This is a genomic window from Oceanobacillus sojae, from assembly GCF_900162665.1.
Lineage (GTDB): Bacteria > Bacillota > Bacilli > Bacillales > Amphibacillaceae > Oceanobacillus > Oceanobacillus sojae_A.
On sequence record NZ_LT727812.1, the window covers coordinates 1,094,442 to 1,120,743 of the forward strand.

The following is a 26,302-nucleotide window of genomic DNA, read 5'->3' on the forward strand; positions in this document are numbered from 1 at the left end:
ATTAAAGCGCTTTCATAAAACAAGAGGATAGAGCTGCTTATTCTTCAATACATATCAACATACAGATGCTTTCATAATTTTCCAGTTTAAAGAAGGAGGAGATTATCCATGTCAGATCAAATAATAGAAAAAAAACAGAATGAGGGGGAGCTTTTTTCTCCTCAGCTTCAGAAAGAGATAAAAGATAAATTTTATTACCTGGATGAAGACCCGAAATATGGAGAAAGATTATTTTTTGAGAACTCCGGCGGTTCACTCAGGTTAAAAAGTGCAGTAGAAATAAAAGCATTTATTGAAGGATTTCCTGATTGTCCAGACAGAGTTCACAACCGTTCCCTTGATTTGCAGGAAATCAAAAAACAAAGTATCGAGGATATGACAAAAGTTATTTTCGGTGCGGCTGATGGCTCCATTATTACACAGCTGTCTGCTTCTCAAGTAATGTTTCAAATTGCCGATACGATTGCAGAAAATGTCCCCGGCAAAAATATTGTTACTTCAGAGATGGAGCATCCTTCTGCTTATGATGCAGCCTCCTATGCTGCACAAAAAATGGGCATGGAGCTCCGGGTAGCAAAAGTAAATCCTGATACGGGCGGAATTGATCCGGAAGAAGCAGCAGCATTAGTTGACGAGAATACTTGTTTTGTGAGCATTATGTCAGCGTCCAATATTTCTGGATCAATTATGTACATCAAAGAAATTACAGCACAGTGCAGAAAAATAAAGCCTGATCTATACGTAATTACAGATGCTGTACAGCATGCTCCCCATGGGGTCATTGATGTAAAGGATACTGGAGTGGATGCTGTTACTATGGCTCCTTATAAGTTTTTTGGAACCCGGGGAATTGGGGTTGGCTGGGTTTCGCCACGATTGGCCAATCTCCGCCATCACAAGCTATTAGCTAAAAAAAGTGACGAATGGGAATTGGGGTCCCCTACTCCATCAAATTATGCATCTATTTCAGCAATTGTCGATTATGTCTGCTGGATTGGTGAACACTATGCTGATACAAAGAACCGGAGAGATTTATTTGTGAAAGGCATGGAAAAAATTCACTTACACGAAAGAGCACTTCTTTCAGCTTTATTAAATGGAACAAAAAATGTCAGAGGACTGAGAGACAATCCAAAGGTGACAGTTTATACAGATACAGAAAATCTTCTTCAAAAAGATTTAATTGTGGCAATCAGCTTTGATCATCTTGATTATTCTGCTGCTGCACGGGAATACGGGAAACGGGGATGTATTGTATTTGAAAGAATCATGGGCAGTCCTTATTCGGAAAGGATGCTGATTTCTTTAGGCATTCCCGGGGCTATCCGGGTATCACCGATGCATTGTCATGATGTATCTGATATCGAAAAGTTTTTGAGGATCACAGAATCTATTTCTGAAATTGAATAGAAAAATAAAGAGAAATCCAAATAAGTGATAATTCACCTGCATTCGGATTTCTCTTTATTTCAGTCAGTCTTTTCTAGAGGCTGATTCTTTTTAAGAAGCTTAAACCTCTTCTTCCCCATCAAACGATTCTAAATAACGATATAAGGTCGACTTACTTATTCCTGTTTCATTTTTAATATCGAATAATTTAAAACCATCCTGATACATAGCAATCGCCTTTTTAATATTTTCATCAGCTTTTTTTGGACGGCCAATGGATTTTCCCTGCTGTTTCGCTTTATACATGCCTTGGGTTGTGGATTGTTTGATACTGTCCGATTGGAATTGAAGCATATGCATCATCATGTCCTGCAAATAAATGTGCAGCAGTGTGTCGCTTTGAATATTCTCATTCAGAAAATGAATTTTTACATTATCTTTTTCACATACTTTTAATATTTCCATCAGGTGGTGAAATGTGTCAGCCAGAGCAATCATTTTCTCCACCAAAATACAATCCCCTGATTGTATCTCCATTAAAAGCGCCTCCAGCTGATCTCTTTTTTTAGGAGTTCCATGTTCTTCACGATAAATCCGGTCACATTTATTTCCGAGAGAATGCAGTTGATTTTTAGATTGTTTATCATTATATAACGGTCTTGTATAACCATATATCATATTATCCGCTCCTATTATATTCCCTAAAGGGTTCCTTTTTAGGAAAACTAGTGCTACAATGTGAAAAGAAATTTAGAAAAGGAGTTTATCATGCAAAATTTAAAACAACAATGGTTCAGTAATATCCGGGCTGACATCTTATCCGGTATTGTCGTTGCGCTCGCTCTTATTCCTGAAGCAATAGCTTTCTCTATTATAGCAGGTGTCGATCCGATGGTCGGCTTATACACCTCTTTTATTATTGCTGTCGTTATTTCTTTTGCCGGCGGCCGGCCGGGAATGATTTCTGCAGCCACCGGAGCGATGGCGTTACTCATGGTTCCTCTGGTCAGGGATTATGGACTTGATTATCTATTGGCAGCAACCATTTTAACAGGGATTATTCAAGTTATATTTGGTATATGTAAGGTCGCTAAAGTCATGAAATTTGTTCCAAATGCCGTTATGATTGGATTTGTCAATGCTTTAGCTATTTTGATTTTCACCGCACAGCTGGAACATTTCATCGGTATATCAACAATGACCTATGTATTTGTTGGTATAACATTAGTTCTATTATATACCTTACCACGTTTTATCAAGGTGATTCCAGCTCCATTGATTGCTATTGTAGCATTAACATCTATTGCCATATTCAGCGGAGTAAATCTTAAAACAGTAGGAGATCTTGGAGCCATTACCCAAGCCTTCCCGTCCTTTTTTATTCCGGATGTGCCATGGACGTTTGAAACGTTACAAATTATTCTTCCATACTCCTTATCAATGGCTATTGTAGGGCTGCTGGAAACATTGCTTACCTCACAGATTGTCGATGATATGACCGGAACAGAAAGTAATAAGAACGGAGAAGCCCGCGGTCAGGGAATTGCCAACTTTATTACCGGGTTCTTTGGCGGAATGGCAGGCTGTGCAATGATTGGCCAGTCAGTTATTAATGTAAAATCCGGAGGCCGGGGCCGTTTATCTACTTTTATTGCTGGTATCTTTTTAATGTTCCTTATTATTGTACTTGGTGATCTGGTTGTTCAAATTCCAATGCCTGTTTTAGTGGGCATTATGATTATGGTAAGTATTGGAACATTTGATTGGAGCTCCTTTAAATATTTAGTGAAGGCTCCCCGGACAGATGCACTGGTTATGCTGGCTACCGTCGTGATTGTTGTTTATACACATGATTTATCAAAGGGTGTTCTTGCCGGAGTACTATTAAGCGCCATTTTCTTTGTTATAAAAATATCCACAGTGAAAATTTCAAATAAAGGTAATCGCTACAGCATTCATGGACAGCTCTTTTTCGCCTCCATTGACGGGTTTGTTAATTACTTTAAAAAAACGGATATACAGTCTGAAAAAATCCAGATTGATTTCTCTGACAGCCGAATTTGGGATGATTCCGGTGTCGGTGCTGTTTTAAAAGTAGTGGAGCTGTTAAAAACAAAAGGGATTCAAGTTGAACTAATTGAGCTGGATACCTCAAGTAAAAAAATAATGGATAAATTGAATGGTGTTTTATCATCACATTAAAGGAGAGATATCTCATGTATAAACATATTTTACTGGCTTCCGACGGTTCAGAAAATGCAGTACGTGCAGCTAAAGAAGCGGTCAAGCTTGCTTCATATGATAAAGAATCTATTATTGATGTCACTTATGTTATCGATTTTGAAAAGTCAAAAACGGATGTATTACATTCAAATTCCAGTGAAGCAATCGACGTGGAACGACGCAAAAAGAATTCAAAAGTAATCCAATATCTTCAAGATGTAAATGCAAATTTTAAAACTACTATTCTGCGTGGAAAACCCGGTCCGGAAATCGTAAAATATGCTGATGATCAGAAGGTAGATATCATCGTCATCGGCAGCCGCGGGTTAAATACACTGCAGGAAATGGTACTGGGCAGCGTAAGCCACAAAGTAATGAAGCGTGCGCATTGTCCTGCGCTTATTGTGAAATAATGATACGCTAATCAGCTTCATTCATCAGAAGTTAAAAAAATGCTCATGCTTTTAACTTAAGTAAATGAAATCAGGCCGTATTAGGATCATTAAGGTATTTATATAATATCTGTCCTTCGCCTTTTCTAAAACAAGGACATCAAATCTGGAATGGTACCTACCCAAATTTGGTGTCCTTGTTTTTATTTATGTTTGCTATGTCGATAGATTGGGTTATATAATCGAATGAATTTCATAATTGCTCTTTTTAAAAATACAAAGACGAGCAGAATTTTCGAAAGTGTATTTTAAAAAACAAAAATTATGCAGCTTATTGTTGTTGAATAAGCTCCGCTTGGATGCGATCCGCAGCTAATTTGGAAGCATTATAAATCAAAGCGACCATGTCAAAATGAACTTTTGCACGCTTTCCAGTGCGATAACGAACATTGTTTAGCTGATAGAACTCTTTCAGATAAGCATTAACACGTTCTACTGCTGTCCGTTGTTTGAAAATATTTTTCCAAGCTTTTGATCCTCGTGCTGGTGCGGTATACCTTCTTAAATCGGTAGTTATCTTGATTTTATACACTTTTTGACAGATACCTTCATTCGCAAGGGGACAGTCGCTGCATTCCTTTGGTCTGGTATATTTCAATGTTTCGTATTTTGGATCAAAGCTGTCATATTTATAGGAATGTTCTCGCAAACAGGTTGGGGCACCAACTGCGAGGTGGGCTTTATAGCCAAACCAGTATTCATTTTTACCATCTGCATTCTTTTTCACACCCCATTTGGGGGCTATTGGCACTTCTGCACGCAAGATGTCTAACGGAACGTCTAACTGTGCTTCGATTTTCTTTTCATACAATGGCAGGTTTGCTTCCTTTTCCGCTTGGTCTTTAAGGTACTGTTCGCGTTCTTCTTTGGATTTGCGTCCGCGCTTTTTTGGCGTAGTTTCTGATTTTTCTTCTTTTTTGGCAGATGCCTTATCTCGTGCTTCAAAATGGGTTGCATCAATGGCAATGACTTCATCGACAATAAACCCTTCGGTGACGGCTGCCAGCGTTACGCTTTCGAAGGATTTTTCTAAAATATCTGATTCACTCAATTTCGTTACCAAGCGGGAATAAGCAGCTTCTGATGGTGTAGAATCGGAAACAAGAAATCCGCAGTTCATTTTAAAGATAAAGTCATCATTTAGACGCTTGATTAAGTCTTTGATCGTTGGGATGCGCTCGATGTAGCGAATAAAAAAAGAAATAATCATCCCTGCATAATTTAGCTCAACAGGCGCTCCAAGCCGGGATTTCTTATTAATCGCATGATAAATACGATCCAGATCAATCGCTGAAATAATCGCTTCATATTTTTGGGTAGGTTCCATGTCATATAATTCTTGGATGCCAAATAGACTCGGTTGTCGTATAATGGTCATAAGAAGTACTCCTCCAGTCTTTTTATGGTTTTGTGGTTATTACCATTATACAAGATTTGGGGAGGTACTTCTTTTTTTATGCCCTGAACTCATTGGGACGCAAGGGTTAAGAATTATGAAATTCACTCAATCATATAGTTATTAAAAAATCTGTCATTTCAACACCCTTCAGTATGGCTATTGTTTTAAATGCGTATTTATAAAGTCCAATAAAAATAGAATCAGGCAGTACTTGACTTCCTTGAAATGAAGTCAGACAAAAGAGGAGAATCACCATGACTTCAACGCTTATNTCATATAGTTATTAAAAAATCTGTCATTTCAACACCCTTCAGTATGGCTATTGTTTTAAATGCGTATTTATAAAGTCCAATAAAAATAGAATCAGGCAGTACTTGACTTCCTTGAAATGAAGTCAGACAAAAGAGGAGAATCACCATGACTTCAACGCTTATAATTGCACTTATTATTTTTTGCATAACACTTATTTTTGTTATATGGCAGCCTAAGGGGCTTAATATTGGCTGGACAGCAGCAGGAGGAGCTCTTCTGGCATTATTATCAGGAGTTGTCGGATTCAATGACGTTCTGGAAGTAATTAATATAACCTGGAATGCTACATTGGCCTTTGTCGCAATTATATTAATCTCCTTAGTTTTAGATGAGATTGGTTTATTTGAATGGTCTGCCCTGCATATGGCTAAGGCAGCCAATGGCAATGGGCTGAAGATGTTTATTTACGTCAGTATATTAGGAGCAGTCGTAGCGGCATTATTCGCAAATGATGGAGCAGCTCTAATCCTGACACCAATCATACTTGCAATGGTTCAAAACTTACATTTTAAAGCACATATGATTTTTCCATTTATAATCGCCGGGGGATTTATTGCTGATACTACTTCACTACCCTTTATCATTAGTAACCTGGTAAATATCGTGTCAGCAGACTTTTTTGGAATCGGCTTTGCAGAATATGCAGCAAGGATGATTATCCCGAATCTTTTCTCCTTTATAGCGACGATTTTAGTCCTGCTGCTTTATTTCCGCAGAACAATCCCGAAAAGATATGATTTATCCAAATTAAAAGAGCCTAAGGATGCAATCAAGGATATTAAAATATTTCGTTTAGCCTGGTATGTTTTGGCGCTATTAATTATCGGCTACTTTACAAGCGAGCTTATTCATGTACCTGTTTCTATTATCGCAGGGCTGATAGCAGTCATCTTTGTCTTTTTAGCAAGACGCAGTCCATATGTACGGGCTAAAAAAGTGGTTAAAGATGCTCCCTGGAATATCGTTATCTTTTCTATAGGTATGTATGTTGTTGTCTATGGTCTGGGAAATGCAGGTCTTAACTCCGCCCTCGCAGCGGTCATTCAAGCTGCAGCTGACCGGGGATTATTTATTGCAACCTTTGCCATCGGGTTTATTGCCGCAATCCTGTCCTCCATTATGAACAATTTACCTACAGTAATGATTGATGCACTTGCCATTGCAGAAACAAACACATCCGGTGTTCTCAGAGAATCTCTGATTTACGCCAATGTGATTGGATCTGATTTAGGACCGAAAATCACTCCAATCGGCTCTCTTGCCACACTGGTCTGGCTTTATGTGCTGTCGCAAAAGGGAATAAAAATTTCCTGGGGAGAGTATTTTAAAATTGGTATTATTTTAACTATTCCTATCCTCTTTATTACTTTATTTGGATTGTACCTGACTCTATTAATTTTTTGAACACACAGTAAAACTTATGCAGTAAGCGCAAGCAACCCAATTAATGGACTAAATTAATAGTATGAAAAAGAACCAACTCTAATATCAGAATTGGTTCTTTCCTATTCATTAATATAAATCCCTGTATCACATTACAGTTTAAAAATAATCCCCATCAGTGAATAAATAATCACCGTTGAAAAAACAATTGTCATATGAATAAGAGAATAAATAAACATAGATTTAGCCCATTTCTCCGGGTCCATCCGTTTATAGCCAAAAATACTTAAAACAAGCCAGCCCGTACCCATTATAAGAGATACAAGCATCAGACCGATACTTAATGAGCTTAATAAAAAGCTGATTCCTATCATAACCGCTAAATATATATTGGTCTGGATATATGTCCGCCTGACTCCCTTAACAACAGGGAGCATTGGAACGCCGGCAGCCTTATACTCTTCATGCCGCCGGATCGCAATGGAATAAAAATGCGGCATCTGCCAGATAACTGCAATCACAAATAATCCTAAAATCGCCGGATGGGTGATATCCGGATACATCGAAGCCCAGCCGATTAAAGGAGGCATCGCCCCGGATATACTGCCAATCTCTGTATTAAATACTGTTCTCCTCTTGCTCCACATGGTATATGGAACCACATAAAAAAACAGACCCAGAAAGCCCAGGAAGCCTGCCAGCAGAGTTGTGAAGGACAGCAGTGTAATTCCGGCTGCAGCCATCAGGATTCCCAGCCATAATACAGTCCGGGGCTTGATTTCCCCTGTAACAGTCGGTCTTCCCTGTGTTCTTTTCATTATCGCGTCAATATCGCGATCATATAAATTATTAAAAGCTCCCGCTGCCCCTATCACAAAAATTGAGCCTAAGATAGCAAGCAGGATTTCCGGCAGCTTCTCAAAAATACCAATCTGGTATGTGTATAAAGATAATGTTAACCCCGCAAACATCGGAATCAGGTTGGAACGGATAATTCCAGTTTTCACCGTTTGCGAAAGAATTTTTAATAAGGGCATTTTCTGATTTTGCCCACTCGCTGCTTCTGTCATTTCTAATCGATTCTCCCTTTTACCATCTATATCAAATTTATATTTTTAAATTTAAGCACTAAGAAAAATATATACCATACACTGCTTTAATTCCAGTTAATGTGCTTGTATAGAAGGTTTTATCAGATGAAATTGTGAACATTAGAAGAACGCGTTTTCGCAATTTTAAAATTTTGGAGCTTTATTTGCTGCTGTGCCGGAATTTTTATTTTCCTTCAATATAATAAAAGAAAACCATGCATCTCTTAAAGATACATGGATCAAAAATCAAATGTTAATATTACTTATATTTCATATTACAAATAATTACGGTAAAAACAGCCCCTCCATTCGGATGATTATCTGCACTGATTTTGCCGTGATGCTGCTCTGCAATGGTTTTGGCAATAAATAAGCCCAAACCGGAGTGACCATCTGCGCTATTCCGTGCCTTATCCTCCCGAAAGAACTTTTTAAACAGCTTTATCTGGTTTTCTCTTGAAAAGCCTGGGCCACTATCTGCAATAACAAGCTTAAGTTCTTTTTCAGATATATACGTATCCCAGGTGATAACCCCCTGCTTCGGTGTATAGCGCAAACTATTAATTAAAATATTATCCAGCATTTGATTCACGCGAAAAGGATCCAGGTAAAATAAATCCTGCTTATCTTCCGGATAATGAATCGAAGCCTGTAACCGGATATCCTGCGCATGGCATAATTGTCTGTACTCATTGATTTTATCCTGAATAAACACTTCAGGATTTACTGGCTCTGTTTCCAAATGTACTTCTGGATTCTCATAGCTGGATACATCATTTAATTCTTGAATTAAACGAATGGAACGCCGGCAGTTTAACAGAATGGTCTGCAAATACTGTGTTACCCGTTTGGGAAGCTCATCATGGGTTTCTAAAATCCCCTCTGCATGCCCTTGAATAATGGTTAACGGCGTTTTTAAATCGTGGGCAACAGCTGCAACCATTTCTCTTCTTTCTTCTTCCAGGCTCCATTGTTTTTCAAGGGCTTCTTTTAAAGCCGCCTTCATCTTATCAAATGCCGACACAAGCTGATGCAGTTCTTTGATATTACTTTGATTATGCATTGTAAAATTTAAATCCTGTTTTTCTATTTTTCCGGCGCCGGCAATAATTTCATTAAACGGTTCCTTCATTCGTTTCGCCCAGCGTCTGCCAATAAAATAAGTAAACAGAAAAATATATATAAATGGTGTGATAATAGCGAAAATAAATAAGCTCAAAAGAATCGCCCGGGATTCTGCATTTGCTGAAATAACGGATAATTGATAACGAAACCCGGCCGCCCCAATAAAATTCTGTCCGCTGTCAAAAATAGGATAGTATACAACAATCTGATTGTCATCATAAATATTTTTATTCAGCTGTGTATAGACATCCTCGCTTGAAGATAGATAGCGTTCGGTCGTACTCCCGTATTGAATCTGACCCTCCGTATTCACAATCTGATAGTCCAACCCTTCTAAAGGTATACTCTTTTCTAATAGTTCCTGGTTATCCGGATCCAATATATTATCCTGTTTATTCACCATCTCCACAAGCTCAGGAATCTGACTTTCGTAATAATTAGCAGGATTCAATGTTTTGTTTTGATTGATGATCGTAAATAAAAGAAACCCCAATATCCAGGTAAGCAGGGTTGCCAGAATACTGAACAGCATAATACGATAAAAATGACGGCTTAATTGTTTTCGCAGCGTTAACATAAGTTTAGCCTTCCCATTTGTATCCAACACCCCAGACAGTTGATATGTAGGTAGAAAGCGGATCATACTTTTGAATTTTTGCACGTATTTTCTTAATATGCTCTGTGATTGTTGTAGAATCTCCAAAAGAATCTATTCCCCAAACCTGTTCATAAATCTGCTCTTTAGAGAAGACCTGGTTAGGATGCATAACGAGGAATTTTATAATCTCAAATTCCCGATAAGTGAAAGCCAGCTTTTTATCCTGATAAAACACTTCATAGGCCAATGTATCAATAATAAGATTTTTAGCATGAATCCGATGATAAGCCTTGTTCGAATTTCTATGCTCCCGCCGCAAATGTGCAAAAATTCTTGTTTTCAGTTCCTTTAAACTGAATGGCTTTTCTATATAATCGTCTCCTCCCACCACCAAACCTTTGATCCGGTCATGCTCTGTATTTCTGGCACTGACAAATAGAATCGGGCAGGATACATGCTGCCGTATCTCTTCACAGAGCTGGTATCCATCCATTCCCGGCATCATAATATCAAGCACAATTAAATCCGGCTGCTGCGGAAGCTGTCGCAAGGCCTCTTCACTATTATAGGCAACCAAGATCTGGTATCCTTCATCCTCCAGGGAATCTTTCATAAAGGTTACGATATCCTGCTCATCATCTACAAGCATAATTTTACTTTTCACTTTTATCATCCTATCTTTCTTTTTCCGAATTCCTATATTCAATATCTAACTTCTAAAAATCAGAGACACATCTTCTGTCCGGCCGTCTCGGTCATTAACAGTACTACTGACAATGATTGGATTTAAACTTCTTTTTATTCCATAGTATAAATGATAAAAATAAAGATATTATAAAGAGGCATACAAATAACTGTAATATACGCATATCAAACTATAAAGTAAGAAGCACACATACCCATTTTCAGTATGTGTGCTTTTTTATAATATCTATGTTTACATTATTCCGTTTCCGGCTTTCCGATGTTTCACCACCGTGATCACACCGGCAATCAGATAACCAATACCGCCAATGACACCTAAACCCAGTGTTAAAATAGTACTTAAAACTCCTAAAATAATCAGCAAGATACCAATCAGCTTCACTCTTATCCGTTTACCTAAGAAGACAGCTGCCGCAATACCTAAAAGGATTGAAACAATTGCAACGATAATAACAAAAATCACACTGTTACTGAAGATTTCTATCTGTTCTTCCTGCGTTACACCGCCAAGCTCATCTCCTGTACTTTGTAATCTGTCCTCTACTTCTTCTCTGAACCCCTCATCAGAATCTAAATCGCCAAGCATACTGTAGGAATTCATTGCCAGAAGACCAAATGATAGAATAGCGATAATAATAAATATTATACTGATATTATATTTGACTTCTCCTGTCCGCAAAATCGCACCCCCCTGTTTATACCCAATTAAAATTATGTATGGTTCTTTTTTCACCCTCTCTCTATATTAAATCATAGGCAGGAGAATTGAAAAGAAATGTATCAGTTTGTAAGTCTTTTTCTTCCTTTTTTAATACTTCTGCTTTTTATACCAGCATATGAAAAGAAAGATGACTGCTGTCATCCAAATCGCAGGGACAGCCAGATAAGAAAGAAAAGGTTCATTCAAGTAAAGCTGGTCAATCCCGTAATGAAGATGATAATTTGGAAAAATAGCGAGCCAGGGCATACTATCCTTGCTGCTATTCATCAGGAGACCTTCAATAAAAAAATAGAATAAAATGACTGGCGTACCATAAAGACTGATTTCAATGGTATTCTTTGTTTTGATTCCTAAGATAGTCCCGACAACCAGCATGATAGCTACGATAGGCAGAACCAGTATAAATAGTTTTACGATAAAGAAAAAATGGTTTCCGTAAAGTACAGAGAAAATAACCAATACAAATATCGTTACTGTAAATGTAACCAGCATTTTGGAAAGAAAGATTTCTTTAAACGAAAAACCAGCTTGCTTTAAACGTCGAATTGTCCTCTGCTCCTGCTCCTCAACCATTAAGTGCCCTTGCATCAGCATTGTAAGCATTACGAAAATAAATCCAAGTAAAAACGATAATGAAAGGTTTTCTTCCGGAACAACAGCAAGTATAGAAATTAAAAAAATTGCCCCAATCAGATTAAATAATATCTGTCCATTCCAGCGTAAATCACATATATCCTTATACAGTAATGCTTTCCACCGTCCCAAACGTTTTTTCATCATAAATGTATCAACTCTTTCAGCTTACTATAGTTCCCTTTCGACAACGGGATAGTACTTCCAGGCGGATTATCCAGACGGAGACTATAGCTGTTTTTGCTCCAAATAATAATTTCCCGTACCCGCTGCAGATTAACCAGATAGGAACGGTGGCAACGGAAAAAGCCCAACGGCTCCAACCGTTCCTCTAATGTTTTTATCGTGTTGGAGGAAGCAAACTCCTCATCATTTACAAAAAGATAAGTCTGCCCATCACGGGCTTCAATATAATCAATTTCCAGCGGATTAAAGAGAATGATTTTATCCTCGATTTTTGCACTGATCTTATCCAGCTGCACCTGTATACTTGACATTTCTTCTCCAGGCTTCTCTTCCACAGTATCTTCCGTATCCTCTATATCCTGCTCCAGCTGCCTGATACCCCGGTTAGAATAACGGTAAACAGAATGACCAAGACGGATCGCTTCCTCCAGTGTCGGTGTAAATAATAGCACCGCTGCTCCTCTATCAGCTAAATGTATCAGCAAATTATGAAGCACATGCTTGGATTGCAGGTCAAGACTGAGAGACGGGTCCTCAAAAATATATACAGCAGCCTGCTGAATCAGTGCAGAGGCAAATAATAACCGGCACTGCTCAGACCGGGTCAACAGCTTTGCCTTCTTCGTTGCACAGGTCTGTAATTCACATAGATTCAGAATCAGCTCTAAATCTGCCTGTTTCTGGTATAATTTGCACCAGAACTTGAGCATTTGCATCACAGTCAACCGTTTATATAACCCATCTGTCTGCTGGAATAAATAGACACTTTGAAACCCGCCTTCCGGTAAGGTAATCGCTTCTTTTTTTATCTGATGCGGCTGATTTAATAACTCAAAAAAATGTCCGATATATTCATTTTCGCATTGAACAGCAATAATTTCTCCTGTTTGCACAGTTAAGCTTAACTCAGGCAGCAGCACTGTATTTTTTTCAATTTTTTTAAGTCTATTAAAAGAAATTGCCATCCAACTACTCCTTTATTCCATCTATTTCTTCATTTTAATCATATAGGAAGCATTGTTATTTAACCATTATTTTTGATATTCATCTGAATCTTTATTTGAGCCGATAGAAGCTAAAACAAAGGACAGAGCAACAATTAAGGCAATACAGATAAAACCGGCAGGCACAAACCATCCGGGAGCTTCAAAATCCGGAAATGCCGGAATCGCCTTTGATAAGGGATCATAAATAACCAGAAACGGAACCACTGCAAGCAATACGATTAGTACAGCTACAGCTTTTTGTAATATTTTTTTCATAACATATCTCTCCTTTTTCGAAAATGAAATAAAGGGTATGACAAGATTGGACGTATATAAACAAAAGGAAATATATGGTTTAAACATCTGAAAACCCCTTCCAATTTACATATACTGTTATTATTTTGTTTCTTTTGCATCCAAAGATTATTACCCAGGAAATAATCTTTGGCACCGAACTCTATTTCGTTATCATGTCTTTCCTATTATGAAAATGGATTTAGATTTGGAAGATATTCCAAAAGGTTGACACCATAATGAAAAGCAACTCCTAATGCAACAGACCATACCCCTATACCAATCGCCTGCCAGATACTCACATAAGATTTTTTAGCTCCTGATGCAATAGAAATAGCTGCACATACGTGATAACAAATAATCGGACCAGCAAAGGATAGACCTGCAACACCATATTTTTTGAATATATTCTGAGCACGATTTTTTCTTTTGCTGTTTGTATCTTTATGACCAGACACTTTCTTGCGCAAACCAGAAATCACCCAGATAAAAACCATCACAGACAGCCAGTTACCAATAGCACCAATTAAAACAACCTGAATACTAGGGAAACCAAAGACAATCCCAATCGGAATTGCTACATAGGACTCAAAGAAAGGTACAATAGAGATTAGAAATATACTTAAATACTGCACCCATATATCTGCCTCAATTAAGTTAATCAGTAAATTTTGAAACCATTCCATGAAACATTCACTCCTTATTTGTTTGTTGTCTTAAGCATATGGGAGAGAATATATTACTGCATTAGATTCCTGATGAAGAGAGGACAGAAACCATTGAACGGAATCTGGATGATGATGAATGGTACTCATTTTTTAAGAGGAACGGGTATCACAGAAGTTCCTTGAATATAAACAAAGTAACGGGGGGAAATATATGAAGGGTGTTAATCCAAAAGTTATTTTCTATAGAAAAACTCCTGATTAAATAATTTTCCATTTATATGGAATTTACTTTTTTACAAGAAGATGTATTTTACAATATAATGTTGATTACTTTTCCATAAAAAGAAGGAACCTCCTAAAATAGATTCCTTCCTTTATTTCACTTATGCAAAAAACGCATTCCCCTGCTGAAAGCAACAGGCACGATAGACATATGATTCTCTCCTTCCGGTGCAAAAAAAGCTGTTTGAAGCTCTTTATTGCGCTCAGAAAGATTTTCATACATGGCTAGTCCGTTTGCATACATTTGCTTATCTTCTATCGGTTCTGCAGCAATAAACAAACCTTTTACATGCTTATGATTTATACTAGTTTCATAGGATAAAATTATCTGTTTATTCCACCATATAGAGGGACTGCAGGCGAAATAATGACTGAAAAGCTGTGAACGCTGAAAAAGTGTATATAGAACAAATAAACCGCCAAGTGAATGGCCAAAGATGGTTTGCTTCTGCTTATTTGTATTATATTTCTCATTAATAAATGGAATTAAATCCTTCTCCAAAAAGTCCAAGAAAATCTCAGCTCCTCCATGTTCCGGCCAGAGTGACCCATCTGGCCTCGCCGGAAGTTCTGCATCTTCTGCAAATGGTGTAAAATCATATATCCGATTCGACTGAAATGGTTCATCACCTTCATAACCTACACTAACTAACATCGTCGGCTCTATCCCCGTTTTTTCTGAGCGTCTGCTTTGCAGCTTGATCATCTCACTAAAAAGCGTTCCATAAGCATTCCCGTCCAGAATATATAACACAGGAAACCCGTTATCTGGAACTGGTTGTTCAGGAATAAATACATTTATAACATATGGGTGATGCTTTCCAGAAAACTGAAATACTTCCTTGTGATACATCAAATAATTACCTCCTGCGTTCATTCTTTCTTATCATCTGGACCTTGCCAGCAGATAAACAAAATAAGGTACACCAATAATGGCAATAACAATTCCTGCTGGCAGTTCTGCAGGAGAGAAAATTGTTTTTCCGATAAAATCTCCTGTTAATACCATCAGCATGCCGATCATACCGCTGATTGGCAGACTATACTGATAATGAATACTTACTAAACGCCTCGCAATATGCGGAGCAATTAATCCGACAAAACCGATACTTCCTGATACCGCCACGCTGGCACTGACAAGCGCAACAGAACATATTAGTAAAATACGGCGTTCTCTTTCCAAATTCACACCAATGCCCATTGTCGAAATTTCATCTAGTTGCAGGACATTTAATATAGAAGAGCGCCAGATCAAGATTGGAACAAAGCAGATAATCCAGGGTAATATAGCTGTAATCTGTGCCCAAGATGCACTATAAATACTTCCTGACATCCAGACGGTTGCCATCTCAAAGTCCTGCGGATTCATCTTTAATGAAATATACAAGGTTAACGCACTAAATCCTGAATTTAGTGCTATACCGACAAGTATCAGCATACGGGGATTAACCCTCCCCTGCTGTCTGGAGAAAAGAATCAGAAAAGCTGTTGCGGCGACCCCGCCAATCCATCCAAAGAATGTCATATTTAAAACGGACAGCCAGCCAGCACTTTTAATGGCCTCTTTCACTACAAACATATAGATAACAATAGACAGCCCTGCCGCTGCATGGATGCCTAATATCCCCGGATCAGCTAATGGGTTTCTTGTCAACCCTTGTAAAACAGTCCCCGCAATGCCTAAAGCAAAGCCGACCATAGCACCGATCAAAATCCTCGGTAATCGAAATTCAAAAATAACTAAAGTATGGTCACTTGCACTATCAAGGCCCAGCAGTGTTCTTATCACTTCTAATGCCGTGATATCAAACGTCCCATTTGTTACACTCAAATACATAACGAATATAGCTAAACATGCACTTAGGAAAAAAGTGAGTATAAAACGACTGCGATAGTTACGCTTATTCAAAAGCTCCTTCCTCCCTTCGTTTTAATTAAATAAAGAAAGTAAGGAACACCAAATAGTGCGGTTACTACGCCAACTGGTGCTTCAAAAGGATGGTTGATAAAACGGCTGATAATATCCGACCAAGCTAAAAACAAAGCTCCAAATATCGCACAGAATGGAATGATTTTCTGATAATCCTCCCCTATCAAAAATCGGGTAATATGCGGAATAATTAAGCCGATAAAAGCAATTTTCCCTGCATTGCTACAGATATACCAGTTAAAATAACAACACTGAGTATCGTTAATGATTTCATTGCCGTAATTTTAATTCCTAACCCCTGTGCTACTTCATCACCAAAAGAAATGGCTGTAATCGCCTTGGAAACATAAATCGCAAGGAATAATCCTGCAATAGCAAATGGTACCGTCCATTTTATAAGGGTTGGATCCATTTGATGCAGACGCGCGTTGTACCAGAAACTCATATTCTGTGATATTTGAAAGTACGTGGCCATAGCCTGGGAAATTCCATTTAAAAAAGTCCCCAGAATTGTTCCTAAGATAGCCAGCGTTAATGGTGTCATTCCATCCGGTAATAACCGGGCAATGGAAAAAACAAGTAATGCTCCCAGCGCTGAACCAGCTAAAGAATAGAGAATCAACGTCATTGGTGCGGCATCAGGCAGAAAAATCATACATAATGTGATAACAAACACAGATCCGTCTGCCACCCCCATAATCGAGGGAGAAGCAAGATAGTTTCTGGTCATACCCTGCATCAGAGCTCCAGAAACTGCCATAAAAGCTCCTATAAGTAACGCTCCGAGGACTCTGGGCAATCTGGAGGTATGAATAATTAAATGATCCATATCCTCAGTATCATATCGGATAAAAGCCTCCCACACAGTAGAAAGAATGATTGACTTAGAGCCATAGACAATTGATACTGCCATTGTGATTACCAGAAGAATAAGTACTATTAGAATAATTATTGCATATTTTTTTATGATAGAGCGCATAAACCACACTGCCTCCATCCATTTATTCTTCTATTTTGTTACGCAATTGTTCTAAAAATAACACCCTGCTGTATATCGGACCGCCTTCCAGCAAAGGATCAACCACATTGACATAGACATGATCATTCTTAAAGGCTTCTACATTTTGAAGAATCGGGTTTGCCTGTATATCTTCATAGATTTGGCTACTTTCCCCATCTGCACCTTCAGGAATTTGTAAGAAAAGATAATCGGGATTCATATCAGCCAGCTGCTCTACAGAAATGGCTTCCTGCGCTTCCGCTTTCTGCACTTCTTCCGGAACCTCCAATCCGAGTTCGCCATATAACACGGTATTAAAGAAAACATCCTCAGGATAGACAAACATTTCTCCGCCTCTTATACGGACTGCGGCTGCTTTTTCATCTGCTAATTGCTCTGTTAATGTACTTTTAGCTGCTTCAACGTTTTCTTGATATTCTGTTAAAATCTGATCTGCCTGCTCTTCTTTTCCAGCTAATGCTGCCATTAACTGAAGATTTGCTTCTCCATCAGAAGAAATATGTGATACTAAAATAGTCGGTGCGATTTTCTCTAATTTTTCTATAACTTCTTCTGGAAACTTGGTTGTCCCCAAAATAACATCCGGCTGCAGCTCCAAAATTTTCTCAAAGTTAGGCTCTTGTTTTTCACCTATAGATTCTGCATTTCCCATTGCACTGGAATAAACCTCTGGAAACTCCCCGGCTACTGTTACTGCACCAACCGGATTCACTTCAAGAAGCACCGCGTCCTCCATTGCCTCCATCGCTCCTGTAATAATAATTCTTTCTACGTTGGCAGGGACTGTATATTCTTCTCCTAAGTATTCAATGGTTTGTGTAGCATTTTCCTCCGGCGCAGCAGTTTCTTCTTCACCCGCTTCGACTTTATTCTCGTCTTTTTCCGGTGAATCACTATTTTGACCGCACGCAGCCAGCATAATGAAAAATACGATTGAAATAAAGATTGATAGGAACTTTTTATTCATTTTCTTTTTTCTCCATTCATATATTTAGTTGTTTGATGGACGAAGTAAAACATTCTTCTTATTTAAGAAATCCTTCTTCAAAAATCTTGAGTAAATGCTCTAGTGTAACTGGATCGCTATATGTGGCTTCTTTTGTATCAAATTCAATCACCTGACCGTTTTCCACCGCTGGAATAGACTTCCATGTTTCACTCTTCGTAAATTCATTATTTGCTCCCATCTTGCTTAGAACAATAAAATCTCCTGCATATTCTGGCAGAGCCTCCAGCGATAAGCTGTAATAACCTTCAGCAAGTGCGTCTTCCTGCACTTTTTCTGGCATACCCAGCTCCATAGCCTGGTACAATATTTCTGTGCCGCGGGCCCAATTATCTCCAAAGACAGAGAAATTTTTTGAATCTGTTTCAAATACGGAAACAGAAACATCCCCCCCATGTTTTTCTTTAATCTTCTCACCAGCTGCTTTAGCCCGCTTACTGAAGTCATCAATCCACTCCCCGGCTTTTTCCTCTTTATTTAGTAATTTACCAATCTCCAATTGCTGTTCTAGATAATCTAGCTTTCCCCATGTATAAATAACAGTCGGAGCAATCTTTTCTAACTCATCCAGATTTTCCATATGTGACCCGGCAATAATTAAATCCGGCTCCAATGCTAAAATACTTTCCGGATCATTTTCTGAAACCACTTCTACATCTGCCATGCCTTCTTCAAAAAGTGGATTTGCTTTTGTCCATTCATCTACTCCTACTAAATTTCCGTCTAAGGCGAAGACATTTGGTCCATTTGTCAGCGCTACAATTCGCTGAGGATTGGCTGGTATTTCAACCGGCCCTTGCTCTGATTCATATGTTACAGTTTTATCTGATCCTTCTTTTCCTGCATTATTTTGTTTTCCATCTGACTGATTACTGCAGCCCATAACGATAAGACAAAGCAAACACCCAAAAAGAAATAGTAGCTTTTTCATTTGTTTTTCCTCTTTCTATTTTTATATTGTTTTAAAATATTAATCTTTCAGTCTGGCTAATAAATATAAAAAGTAAGGCGCTCCAATTACTGCTACAATAATTCCGGCCGGTACCTCCGGCTGTTTAATGAACCTTCCAATCATATCCGCCAGAAGAAGCAGCAGAGCTCCCACTAATCCTGATACAGGGATTACGTACTCATACTTATCGCCAACCAGCTGTCTGGTGAGGTGTGGGGCAATAAGGCCAATAAACCCGATTCCGCCACTGACAGAAACACTCGCTGCGGCAAGTCCGACTGCTGAAGCTAAAAGCACACGCCGTTCTTTTTCCAGATTTGCTCCTAATCCAATTGACGTTTCCTCACCTAAGTGAAGAATATTCAAAACCATCGCTTTAGAATAAACAAATGGAATCAGGATAACCAGCCAAGGAAGCAAGGCAAGAACAAACTGCCAATCAGATCCCCAAATACTTCCCGCAAGCCAAGTTGCCAGAAATTGATAGGTTTCCGGGTTCAATCGCAGTGTTAAAACAATCATTAATGCATTAATCCCAGCTGCAACTGCAATCCCTGTCAACACTAATCGCATTGGCGTAATTCCCTCAGAGCGTTTATAAGAAAGCACATAAATGATAAATGCAGCTCCTGCGGCTCCAAGAAAAGCTAAAAAAGGCATGAGAATAATAGATATCGTCGTCGTTACCGCAAAGAAAGATAGAAATAATATTACAGATAAGCCGGCTCCCGCATTAATACCGATAATCCCGGGATCTGCCAATGGATTTCGGACAATACCCTGCAGTACCGCTCCTGAGATAGCCAAACCCGTTCCTACAAGCAGGGCGATAACCATACGCGGCAGACGAAAATCAAATAAAATAAGATTCTGCTGCTCCGTACCCTGGGCAAATAAGGTTAAGATAATCTCTGCTGGTGTTAAATAAATACTCCCCGTATTTAAGCTGATAAAAAATATGATAATAATCAGAAAAACTAAGGTAACACTGACCAACACTGCTCTTTTCGCTTTACCTTTCTGACTATGCTGTTTGTATTTTTCTGTTCTCATACCATCCCTCCACCCTTTCTTGCCAAGTATAAAAAGAATGGTACGCCTAATAAGGCAATTAACGCACCAATTGGCATTTCATGAGGAGGACTGATGATGCGTGCTGCTAAATCAGCCAGCACCACAAGTAAAGCACCATAAATAATTGTTCCAGGGATAATCCATCGGTAGTCATATCCCATAAACCAGCGGACAATATGCGGTACGATCAATCCTACAAAGCTCACCGCACCAACTACAGAAACAGCAAGACCGGCTAAAATAACAATAATGATAGAAGCAGTTAATTTAACACGTCCAGTTTTCGTTCCTAATCCGACGGCAACCTCTTCGCCTAAGCTTAATAGCGTAATCGGATGAGATAATGTCATTGCAGCAGCCAACGCAAGAAGCAGCCATGGAGTAATGATTTGCAAATGGTTCCAGCTTGTACCAGAAATACCTCCTGCATACCAGAATGCTAAATCCTGTCCAATTTCATAATAAAGCGCAATTCCTTCACTTAAAGCGCCTAAAAGTGCACTTACTGCCGCCCCAGCCAGCACCAGACGTATCGGGGTCAGCCCATTTTTAGACAGAGATCCGACTCCATATACAATTCCCGCTCCAAGCGCGGCGCCTAGAAATGAAAATAAAATTATATATAAATAAGGCAAGTCCGGGAAAAATGCAAAACAGCAGGCTAACATAAAAACTGCTCCTGCATTTAAACCAAGTAATCCTGAATCAGCAAGCGGATTACGTGTCATCCCTTGCATCAATGCCCCTGATACTGCAAAGCAGCTGCCGACAATAGCTGCTCCAAGTATACGGGGAAAACGTATTTCCCTGATAATCTGATGCTGCTGTAGATCAGGATTAAATTGAAAAATTGCCTGCCACACTGTTTTCAGTTGAATATCTGCTGCTCCTAGCGAAACAGCCAGCATAAGAGATAATAGTAAAAGGAGACTTCCACCCGTTAAAATAATCACACCACGGATAGGACGCACTGTTTTTTTTACTTCTTTTAGTTCTTCTTGTTCATTCATGGGATGATACCTTTCGCTTTAGTACTTTTACTTATTTCTATATCTTTTAACCAGATGCCGTCTGATGATATGCTTTAGACGCAGAATTTATACTGCAGCACGCAGATGCTTTCTCTGCCTGGCATAACTGGTATGATAAACAAATCGGGTTTGCACTATGCGGACATCTTGCTAAGTGTGCATCAATCTGAAAAACCTGCTGCAAATTAGCACAGGTCATTACTTCCTCCGGTGTCCCATCTGTTACAACCTCTCCATCACGCATCGCAATCATATAATGAGAAAAACGGGAAGCATGGTTTAAATCATGTAAAACCATAATGATGGTACGCCCTTCTTCTTTATTAAGGCGCTCCAATAAAAGTAAAATATCTAATTGATGTGCCAGATCTAAATAAGTAGTCGGTTCATCCAGCACAAGCGTATCTGTCCCTTGTGCCAGTGCCATTGCAATCCACACCCGCTGTCTCTGTCCACCGGATAATGCACTGATTGCTCGATTCTGGACCTCTGTCAGCCCCGTAACATCAACTGCCCAATTAATATATTCGTAATCTTCCTTTCTTAAGGAACCCATTCCTTTTTTATAAGGAAAACGTCCATAAGAAATCAATTCATATACTGTCAGCCCACCAGGCGCTTCAGCAGTTTGAGGCAGAATTGCCATACGTTTTGCAATCTCTTTTGTATCAACCTTATGAATCTCTTCTCCTTCTAAAAAGACTGCACCGCCTTTCACATTTAAAATACGTGCAATTGTTTTGATTAAAGTTGACTTGCCGCATCCGTTTGGGCCGATAATGGTTGTGATTTTATTAGATGGAATCGAAATACTGAGATTTTTAATGATTAATTCATTTGCATAGCCGACATCGATTTTATTTACTTCAATTGTTTTCATTGATTCGCCTCTTTCCGTATATAGTCAATTCTACGATAATGATAATCATTATCATTGATAACGATTATCATTATCGATTAAAAAGGTTGACTTGTCAAGATTATTTTTTAGGAAATAGGACCTTATTAAAATTTCCAAATAAAAACCGTTATTTTGATAAACACTCAAAATAACGGTTTTCTTATGATAACATTAATAAACATATTGCTTTACAGCAAAAGGTGCAACGGAACATATTATGGTTTTGTCTGTCTGTTCTCCACTTGGGTGATCCAGTTTAAATCAGCTTCTAAGTGAAGCAGCCTCCCAGTAATTAAAAGATAGTTGTTCTCATCTCCCTTTATCAGCAAGTCTGTTTTTAATTTGGTCAGATCCATTACTTCTTTTAAAACCATCGATTTTTGCTGTTCAAGCATTTGCGACTCGTTAGCATAATCGATTTTTCTTGCACAGATCCATTTAAAGAAGAAATCTTCTTTGGTTGAATGATAAGGAACTGCTTCTAATAACCATTCCTCCAGTTCTGTTTTGCCTGATACATCCAAGGTAAACAATTTTCTCTCTTGTTCATCTATATCCAAAGGGATAACAAGTTCATCTCGAATTAAGCGGTCTAAGGTCGTGTATATTTGACCCGGATTAACTTTCCCTTTACTCCCCAGCAACTGATCCAATTCAATTTTTAATTCATAACCATGACATTTTTTATCATAGAGCAAAGTCATTATTCCATATTTCACGGACATTCATAATCAACCTTCTTTTAGAGATGATTGGATATCTATTTTGCTTGCTGCACTGCTCGATATCCAAGAAGCAATCAAGCTTAACAGAATTCCGGCGGTAACCGTTAATATTATTGATTCGACAGGTAAATACACCGTAACGAAATCGCCTATTAATGTAGAGTTGCTTGCAACAACTAATAAGCACAAGCCAGTAAGTAGTCCTCCTAAAACTCCGGCCAATCCTATCAGAAACCCTTCTACTAACACCATAGTTTTAACTTGTAATCTTGTAAAGCCTAATGCTCTCATCGTACCTATTTCTGAAGTTCGTTCAAACGTATTCATGATAAGTGTGTTCGCCGTTCCGACGCTGGCAAGCAGGATAACTAAGACTAGCATGAATTGAATCAATTCATTCATTCCTTCAAATGCGGAAGTTGTTGAAGCAATTTCCTCTTCTACAAAAATCATCTTAGACAAAAAACCGCCAAATTCACTCCATAATGCATTTCTAACCGATTCTTCCGTTGTGTTTTCATCCAGATGAATCAACAAATCAAAACTATTCTCCCAGCCAAATTGATGATTTAACTGTTCTTCATCCATAAATGCTACGTAGCCGGAATAATGTGAGGTCGCAGCTACATCGATTACTTCAAACGGTTTTGTTCCTGCCGGAGTATGGACAAAGATATCTTCCCCGATCTTTCCTCCCCATTCCCGAAAAGCTCTTTCACCTAGTATAATAGATAATGTATCATTATTTTCAAAGCTTGTATAATTGAAATCATCATAATATAAACTGTTCTGATCTACTCCCATAATGGAGAATTGCCTTAAATGCATATCTTTATTTATCCATGTAATTGGTGTTGCTTCTGTTAATAAAGTACTGGATTCAACAAATTCTTTATCATTTATTTTATCTAAATCGCTTGCAGACCATGGTTTCTCCGCAGTTAATCTGACATCTCCACCGTAGTTCGATTTTATCTGGTTTGCATAGTTTTCTGGTGCTGCATCTGAAAGTGCCCCCAATAAGAGGATCACCGCAATTCCGACGGAAAGCAGCGTCGCAGTATTTGCATTTCTATATAGTTGTTTTCTTAAGTTAGAGATTGCCATTCTGCCCGGATGCCCCATGCATAACAGAATAATCGGCTTAATCAGCATGCTGAATATTTTTAAAAACAATGGACTTAACATAACGACAGATAATATGAGGCTGATATATGACACAGGATTGTCTATAAAGAAAAATAATAATAATAACCCAAAACCAATGACGTATCTGATCCAGTGCACTTTTTCATTGGAGCTTGTTTTTGCACCCATTTTTAAATTTTCAAGTATAGATGTTTTTCCTGCACTATATATTGGAAACATAGAAAACAAAACGGGAAAAATAACACCTGCTGCTAAAGAAATGACAGTTGGCATAATCCAATTGAGAGAATAAACCATGTCATATTCAAATATGCCTAGAAGGGTCATCATAAACAAATCGCCTAACCAAATACCAATAGGTACACCAATAATTGTTCCAATCATAGCTATGAAAGAAACTTCCATCAAAATTAGTCTTGAAATAGAAATTTGCCCATATCCCAGGCTTTTCATAATAGCGAACTCTTTTTTTCGCTCAATAACGCCTGTATAAATCATATTAAAAACAATAAAACCACTTATAAACATGGTCAGGATGGCTATTAAATAAAAGAATGTATAGAGCCCTTCCACATCATTACTTTGACGGTCATCAGCAACGACCGGCTGAATAAAAGCTCTTGAGTCAGAAAGCTCTTCTTGGATGTCACGAAATAATTTCTCGTCATTTCCAAGTGTGCTCAACCTGATATATGAAATTTCTCCATTCAACTCAGCCCGCTCCTGCAATAAATCGAGGGGAGCCATCATGCGAAAACTGGAGGATGCTGCCCGTTCCCAACTCCCTGGACTTGATAACAACTGGGTATATTCTACAATTGCTGATATCTTCACTTCCCCCATTTCTCGAAAGGACAACGTATCACCTACATCAACATGCAACAAATCCGCAACTGTTTCGGGAATGACTAACCCTTCATTATCAAGTTCTCCTTCTACTACTGGCAGCTTTAATAAATTACTATTTTGATTATCCACCCCCGTAATTCGGACAGCCAGCTGGCTGTCCGAATATTCACCAGGTAAATCAAGAAAGGTTTGTTTATCTAACGCCATAAGCGTCTCATCTACATTTTGATGATTTTGAACAGTGTTAATTATCTCTTCTGGATAAGTGTGTTCATCGCTTAAAATCCAAAAATCTGCATTTCCTGTATACATTTCTTCATAGTAATCAAAAACATCCTTTGTCGTTCTATCTGCTATCAGCATAGCAGTAATAAAGGATGTCCCCATTATAATTGCTAATAAGGTTAATACAAATCTTTTTTTCTTTCTCGTAATATTACGCCATGAAATTCGCCAGATATTGAGCATAGTTCTCATCCTCTCTGGAGATGATTTGTTCAATCGTTCCATCTTTAAACAAGATTATTTTATCCGCAAAACCGGCAGCAAATATATCATGCGTGACCATAATAATCGTCTGGTTATTCTTTTTATGAAATTGTGTTAAAAGCAACAATATTTCTTCTGCTTTTGAGCGGTCTAAATTTCCGGTCGGTTCATCGGCTAATAAAACGTTGGGCTGATTCACCAAAGACCTTGCAATAGCTACCCTTTGCTGTTGCCCTCCGCTCAATAAATTGGCTTGCTTTTTATTTAATTCATTTAATCCAACCGCCTGGATAAGTTCTTTTACTTCCTTCATTTTTTCTTTGTCAAGTGTTCCATCTGCATATAATGGAAAAGCAATATTTTCTTCAACCGTTAAATTATTTAAAAGCTGGTAATTTTGAAAAATGATTCCAATGTTTTTACGGCGAAAAATAGTTCTTTGGTTTTCACTCATCTCACTTATCGCTTTTCCACCCACCTCAATTTTTCCATTTGTAGGGGAATCCAGTCCACCCAAAAGCTGTAAAAGTGTACTTTTTCCAGAACCACTAGGTCCCATAATAGCAACAAATTCCCCTTCTTCTATTTCCAAATTGACATCCTTCAGTACCTCTGTGATATTTTTTCCTTGTGTAAAAGATTTAACTAGCCCACTAACTTTAATCAAATTATTCCATCCCCTCAATATATACTTAGTATATAATTACAAAATTAATATTAACCTAATT

Annotated in this window: 24 protein-coding genes and 1 pseudogene; 4 read left to right on the forward strand and 21 right to left on the reverse strand. The window is 38.3% G+C overall.

Going from position 1 to position 26,302, the window contains the following annotated elements; genetic code table 11:
* Window positions 1-108: 108 nt before the first annotated feature.
* Window positions 109-1,410, forward strand: a complete 1,302-nt coding sequence (locus BN1068_RS16230) for an aminotransferase class V-fold PLP-dependent enzyme (RefSeq protein ID WP_077603865.1) — start codon at window positions 109-111, stop codon at window positions 1,408-1,410.
* A gap of 99 nt (window positions 1,411-1,509) precedes the next feature.
* On the opposite strand, the gene BN1068_RS16235 is transcribed toward BN1068_RS16230, so the two are convergent.
* On the reverse strand, window positions 1,510-2,067 hold the full coding sequence (locus tag BN1068_RS16235; protein ID WP_077603866.1) for a recombinase family protein: 558 nt from the start codon (window positions 2,065-2,067) through the stop codon (window positions 1,510-1,512).
* A gap of 87 nt (window positions 2,068-2,154) precedes the next feature.
* Between BN1068_RS16235 and BN1068_RS16240 the strand changes: the two genes are divergently transcribed.
* Both BN1068_RS16240 and BN1068_RS16245 read left to right on the forward strand, forming a co-directional pair.
* Window positions 2,155-3,591 (forward strand): SulP family inorganic anion transporter, encoded by a 1,437-nt coding sequence (locus BN1068_RS16240; protein ID WP_077604101.1) that lies wholly within the window; start codon window positions 2,155-2,157, stop codon window positions 3,589-3,591.
* A 14-nt stretch (window positions 3,592-3,605) separates the two neighbouring features.
* Window positions 3,606-4,025, forward strand: coding sequence for a universal stress protein (locus tag BN1068_RS16245; protein ID WP_077603867.1), 420 nt, complete (start codon window positions 3,606-3,608; stop codon window positions 4,023-4,025).
* A gap of 310 nt (window positions 4,026-4,335) precedes the next feature.
* Here the strand turns inward: BN1068_RS16245 and BN1068_RS16250 are convergent, their stop codons facing one another.
* The gene (locus BN1068_RS16250) at window positions 4,336-5,442 is read right to left on the reverse strand and encodes a transposase (RefSeq protein WP_077603868.1); all 1,107 of its coding nucleotides are present in this window, start codon (window positions 5,440-5,442) and stop codon (window positions 4,336-4,338) included.
* Window positions 5,443-5,880: 438 nt separating this feature from the next.
* Between BN1068_RS16250 and BN1068_RS16255 the strand changes: the two genes are divergently transcribed.
* Window positions 5,881-7,179: an arsenic transporter gene (locus tag BN1068_RS16255; RefSeq protein ID WP_077603869.1), complete on the forward strand. Its 1,299-nt coding sequence runs from the start codon at window positions 5,881-5,883 to the stop codon at window positions 7,177-7,179.
* Between the two features lie 131 nt (window positions 7,180-7,310).
* On the opposite strand, the gene cyoE is transcribed toward BN1068_RS16255, so the two are convergent.
* From cyoE to BN1068_RS16350, 19 genes and pseudogenes are all read right to left on the reverse strand, one after another.
* Entirely contained in the window at window positions 7,311-8,228 is a 918-nt protein-coding gene (cyoE, locus tag BN1068_RS16260) for a heme o synthase (protein WP_077603870.1), read from the reverse strand.
* A gap of 280 nt (window positions 8,229-8,508) precedes the next feature.
* A complete protein-coding gene (locus BN1068_RS16265; RefSeq protein WP_175637172.1) occupies window positions 8,509-9,951 on the reverse strand; it encodes a sensor histidine kinase in 1,443 nt (480 codons plus the stop codon).
* 4 nt (window positions 9,952-9,955) lie between these two features.
* Window positions 9,956-10,645, reverse strand: a complete 690-nt coding sequence (locus BN1068_RS16270; protein ID WP_077604102.1) for a response regulator transcription factor — start codon at window positions 10,643-10,645, stop codon at window positions 9,956-9,958.
* Between the two features lie 264 nt (window positions 10,646-10,909).
* On the reverse strand, window positions 10,910-11,356 hold the full coding sequence (locus tag BN1068_RS16275) for a DUF4064 domain-containing protein (RefSeq protein WP_175637174.1): 447 nt from the start codon (window positions 11,354-11,356) through the stop codon (window positions 10,910-10,912).
* 129 nt (window positions 11,357-11,485) lie between these two features.
* Window positions 11,486-12,178 carry an ABC transporter permease gene (locus BN1068_RS16280; protein WP_077603873.1) on the reverse strand — a complete coding sequence of 231 codons (693 nt, stop codon included), beginning with the start codon at window positions 12,176-12,178 and terminating at the stop codon, window positions 11,486-11,488.
* Window positions 12,175-13,182 carry a LytTR family transcriptional regulator DNA-binding domain-containing protein gene (locus tag BN1068_RS16285; protein WP_077603874.1) on the reverse strand — a complete coding sequence of 336 codons (1,008 nt, stop codon included), beginning with the start codon at window positions 13,180-13,182 and terminating at the stop codon, window positions 12,175-12,177. Before BN1068_RS16285 ends, BN1068_RS16280 begins: the two co-directional genes overlap by 4 nt.
* Before the next feature lie 66 nt (window positions 13,183-13,248).
* Window positions 13,249-13,479 (reverse strand): hypothetical protein, encoded by a 231-nt coding sequence (locus tag BN1068_RS16290; protein WP_077603875.1) that lies wholly within the window; start codon window positions 13,477-13,479, stop codon window positions 13,249-13,251.
* Between the two features lie 206 nt (window positions 13,480-13,685).
* Complete coding sequence (locus BN1068_RS16295; protein ID WP_077603876.1) at window positions 13,686-14,183, reverse strand: small multi-drug export protein; 498 nt, start codon at window positions 14,181-14,183, stop codon at window positions 13,686-13,688.
* 361 nt (window positions 14,184-14,544) lie between these two features.
* Window positions 14,545-15,300 carry an alpha/beta hydrolase gene (locus BN1068_RS16300; RefSeq protein WP_254846815.1) on the reverse strand — a complete coding sequence of 252 codons (756 nt, stop codon included), beginning with the start codon at window positions 15,298-15,300 and terminating at the stop codon, window positions 14,545-14,547.
* 33 nt (window positions 15,301-15,333) lie between these two features.
* Window positions 15,334-16,356 (reverse strand): FecCD family ABC transporter permease, encoded by a 1,023-nt coding sequence (locus BN1068_RS16305; protein ID WP_254846793.1) that lies wholly within the window; start codon window positions 16,354-16,356, stop codon window positions 15,334-15,336.
* Window positions 16,353-17,356 (reverse strand): annotated as a pseudogene (locus BN1068_RS16310) (FecCD family ABC transporter permease). Before BN1068_RS16310 ends, BN1068_RS16305 begins: the two are co-directional and overlap by 4 nt.
* 22 nt (window positions 17,357-17,378) lie before the next feature.
* On the reverse strand, window positions 17,379-18,365 hold the full coding sequence (locus BN1068_RS16315; RefSeq protein ID WP_077603878.1) for an ABC transporter substrate-binding protein: 987 nt from the start codon (window positions 18,363-18,365) through the stop codon (window positions 17,379-17,381).
* A gap of 58 nt (window positions 18,366-18,423) precedes the next feature.
* The gene (locus tag BN1068_RS16320) at window positions 18,424-19,335 is read right to left on the reverse strand and encodes an iron-hydroxamate ABC transporter substrate-binding protein (protein ID WP_077603879.1); all 912 of its coding nucleotides are present in this window, start codon (window positions 19,333-19,335) and stop codon (window positions 18,424-18,426) included.
* 39 nt (window positions 19,336-19,374) lie between these two features.
* A complete protein-coding gene (locus tag BN1068_RS16325; protein WP_077603880.1) occupies window positions 19,375-20,409 on the reverse strand; it encodes a FecCD family ABC transporter permease in 1,035 nt (344 codons plus the stop codon).
* Window positions 20,406-21,440 carry a FecCD family ABC transporter permease gene (locus BN1068_RS16330; protein ID WP_077603881.1) on the reverse strand — a complete coding sequence of 345 codons (1,035 nt, stop codon included), beginning with the start codon at window positions 21,438-21,440 and terminating at the stop codon, window positions 20,406-20,408. Before BN1068_RS16330 ends, BN1068_RS16325 begins: the two co-directional genes overlap by 4 nt.
* Before the next feature lie 46 nt (window positions 21,441-21,486).
* Window positions 21,487-22,341 (reverse strand): ABC transporter ATP-binding protein, encoded by an 855-nt coding sequence (locus tag BN1068_RS16335; RefSeq protein ID WP_077603882.1) that lies wholly within the window; start codon window positions 22,339-22,341, stop codon window positions 21,487-21,489.
* Between the two features lie 236 nt (window positions 22,342-22,577).
* Entirely contained in the window at window positions 22,578-23,087 is a 510-nt protein-coding gene (locus BN1068_RS16340; RefSeq protein WP_077603883.1) for a PadR family transcriptional regulator, read from the reverse strand.
* A 6-nt stretch (window positions 23,088-23,093) separates the two neighbouring features.
* Window positions 23,094-25,553: an ABC transporter permease gene (locus tag BN1068_RS16345; protein WP_077603884.1), complete on the reverse strand. Its 2,460-nt coding sequence runs from the start codon at window positions 25,551-25,553 to the stop codon at window positions 23,094-23,096.
* Window positions 25,522-26,241, reverse strand: a complete 720-nt coding sequence (locus BN1068_RS16350; RefSeq protein ID WP_077603885.1) for an ABC transporter ATP-binding protein — start codon at window positions 26,239-26,241, stop codon at window positions 25,522-25,524. Before BN1068_RS16350 ends, BN1068_RS16345 begins: the two co-directional genes overlap by 32 nt.
* Window positions 26,242-26,302 lie beyond the last annotated feature (61 nt).

What these genes read in the sequence shown, in the direction of transcription:
- BN1068_RS16230 (WP_077603865.1), top strand. Translation starts at nt 109, where the DNA reads ATGTCAGATCAAATAATAGAAAAAAAACAGAATGAGGGGGAGCTTTTT.
- BN1068_RS16235 (WP_077603866.1), bottom strand. Translation starts at nt 2,067, where the DNA reads ATGATATATGGTTATACAAGACCGTTATATAATGATAAACAATCTAAA.
- BN1068_RS16245 (WP_077603867.1), top strand. Translation starts at nt 3,606, where the DNA reads ATGTATAAACATATTTTACTGGCTTCCGACGGTTCAGAAAATGCAGTA.
- BN1068_RS16250 (WP_077603868.1), bottom strand. Translation starts at nt 5,442, where the DNA reads ATGACCATTATACGACAACCGAGTCTATTTGGCATCCAAGAATTATAT.
- BN1068_RS16255 (WP_077603869.1), top strand. Translation starts at nt 5,881, where the DNA reads ATGACTTCAACGCTTATAATTGCACTTATTATTTTTTGCATAACACTT.
- cyoE (WP_077603870.1), bottom strand. Translation starts at nt 8,228, where the DNA reads ATGACAGAAGCAGCGAGTGGGCAAAATCAGAAAATGCCCTTATTAAAA.
- BN1068_RS16265 (WP_175637172.1), bottom strand. Translation starts at nt 9,951, where the DNA reads ATGTTAACGCTGCGAAAACAATTAAGCCGTCATTTTTATCGTATTATG.
- BN1068_RS16270 (WP_077604102.1), bottom strand. Translation starts at nt 10,645, where the DNA reads ATGATAAAAGTGAAAAGTAAAATTATGCTTGTAGATGATGAGCAGGAT.
- BN1068_RS16280 (WP_077603873.1), bottom strand. Translation starts at nt 12,178, where the DNA reads ATGATGAAAAAACGTTTGGGACGGTGGAAAGCATTACTGTATAAGGAT.
- BN1068_RS16285 (WP_077603874.1), bottom strand. Translation starts at nt 13,182, where the DNA reads ATGGCAATTTCTTTTAATAGACTTAAAAAAATTGAAAAAAATACAGTG.
- BN1068_RS16290 (WP_077603875.1), bottom strand. Translation starts at nt 13,479, where the DNA reads ATGAAAAAAATATTACAAAAAGCTGTAGCTGTACTAATCGTATTGCTT.
- BN1068_RS16295 (WP_077603876.1), bottom strand. Translation starts at nt 14,183, where the DNA reads ATGGAATGGTTTCAAAATTTACTGATTAACTTAATTGAGGCAGATATA.
- BN1068_RS16300 (WP_254846815.1), bottom strand. Translation starts at nt 15,300, where the DNA reads ATGTATCACAAGGAAGTATTTCAGTTTTCTGGAAAGCATCACCCATAT.
- BN1068_RS16315 (WP_077603878.1), bottom strand. Translation starts at nt 18,365, where the DNA reads ATGAATAAAAAGTTCCTATCAATCTTTATTTCAATCGTATTTTTCATT.
- BN1068_RS16320 (WP_077603879.1), bottom strand. Translation starts at nt 19,335, where the DNA reads ATGAAAAAGCTACTATTTCTTTTTGGGTGTTTGCTTTGTCTTATCGTT.
- BN1068_RS16325 (WP_077603880.1), bottom strand. Translation starts at nt 20,409, where the DNA reads ATGAGAACAGAAAAATACAAACAGCATAGTCAGAAAGGTAAAGCGAAA.
- BN1068_RS16330 (WP_077603881.1), bottom strand. Translation starts at nt 21,440, where the DNA reads ATGAATGAACAAGAAGAACTAAAAGAAGTAAAAAAAACAGTGCGTCCT.
- BN1068_RS16335 (WP_077603882.1), bottom strand. Translation starts at nt 22,341, where the DNA reads ATGAAAACAATTGAAGTAAATAAAATCGATGTCGGCTATGCAAATGAA.
- BN1068_RS16340 (WP_077603883.1), bottom strand. Translation starts at nt 23,087, where the DNA reads ATGTCCGTGAAATATGGAATAATGACTTTGCTCTATGATAAAAAATGT.
- BN1068_RS16345 (WP_077603884.1), bottom strand. Translation starts at nt 25,553, where the DNA reads ATGCTCAATATCTGGCGAATTTCATGGCGTAATATTACGAGAAAGAAA.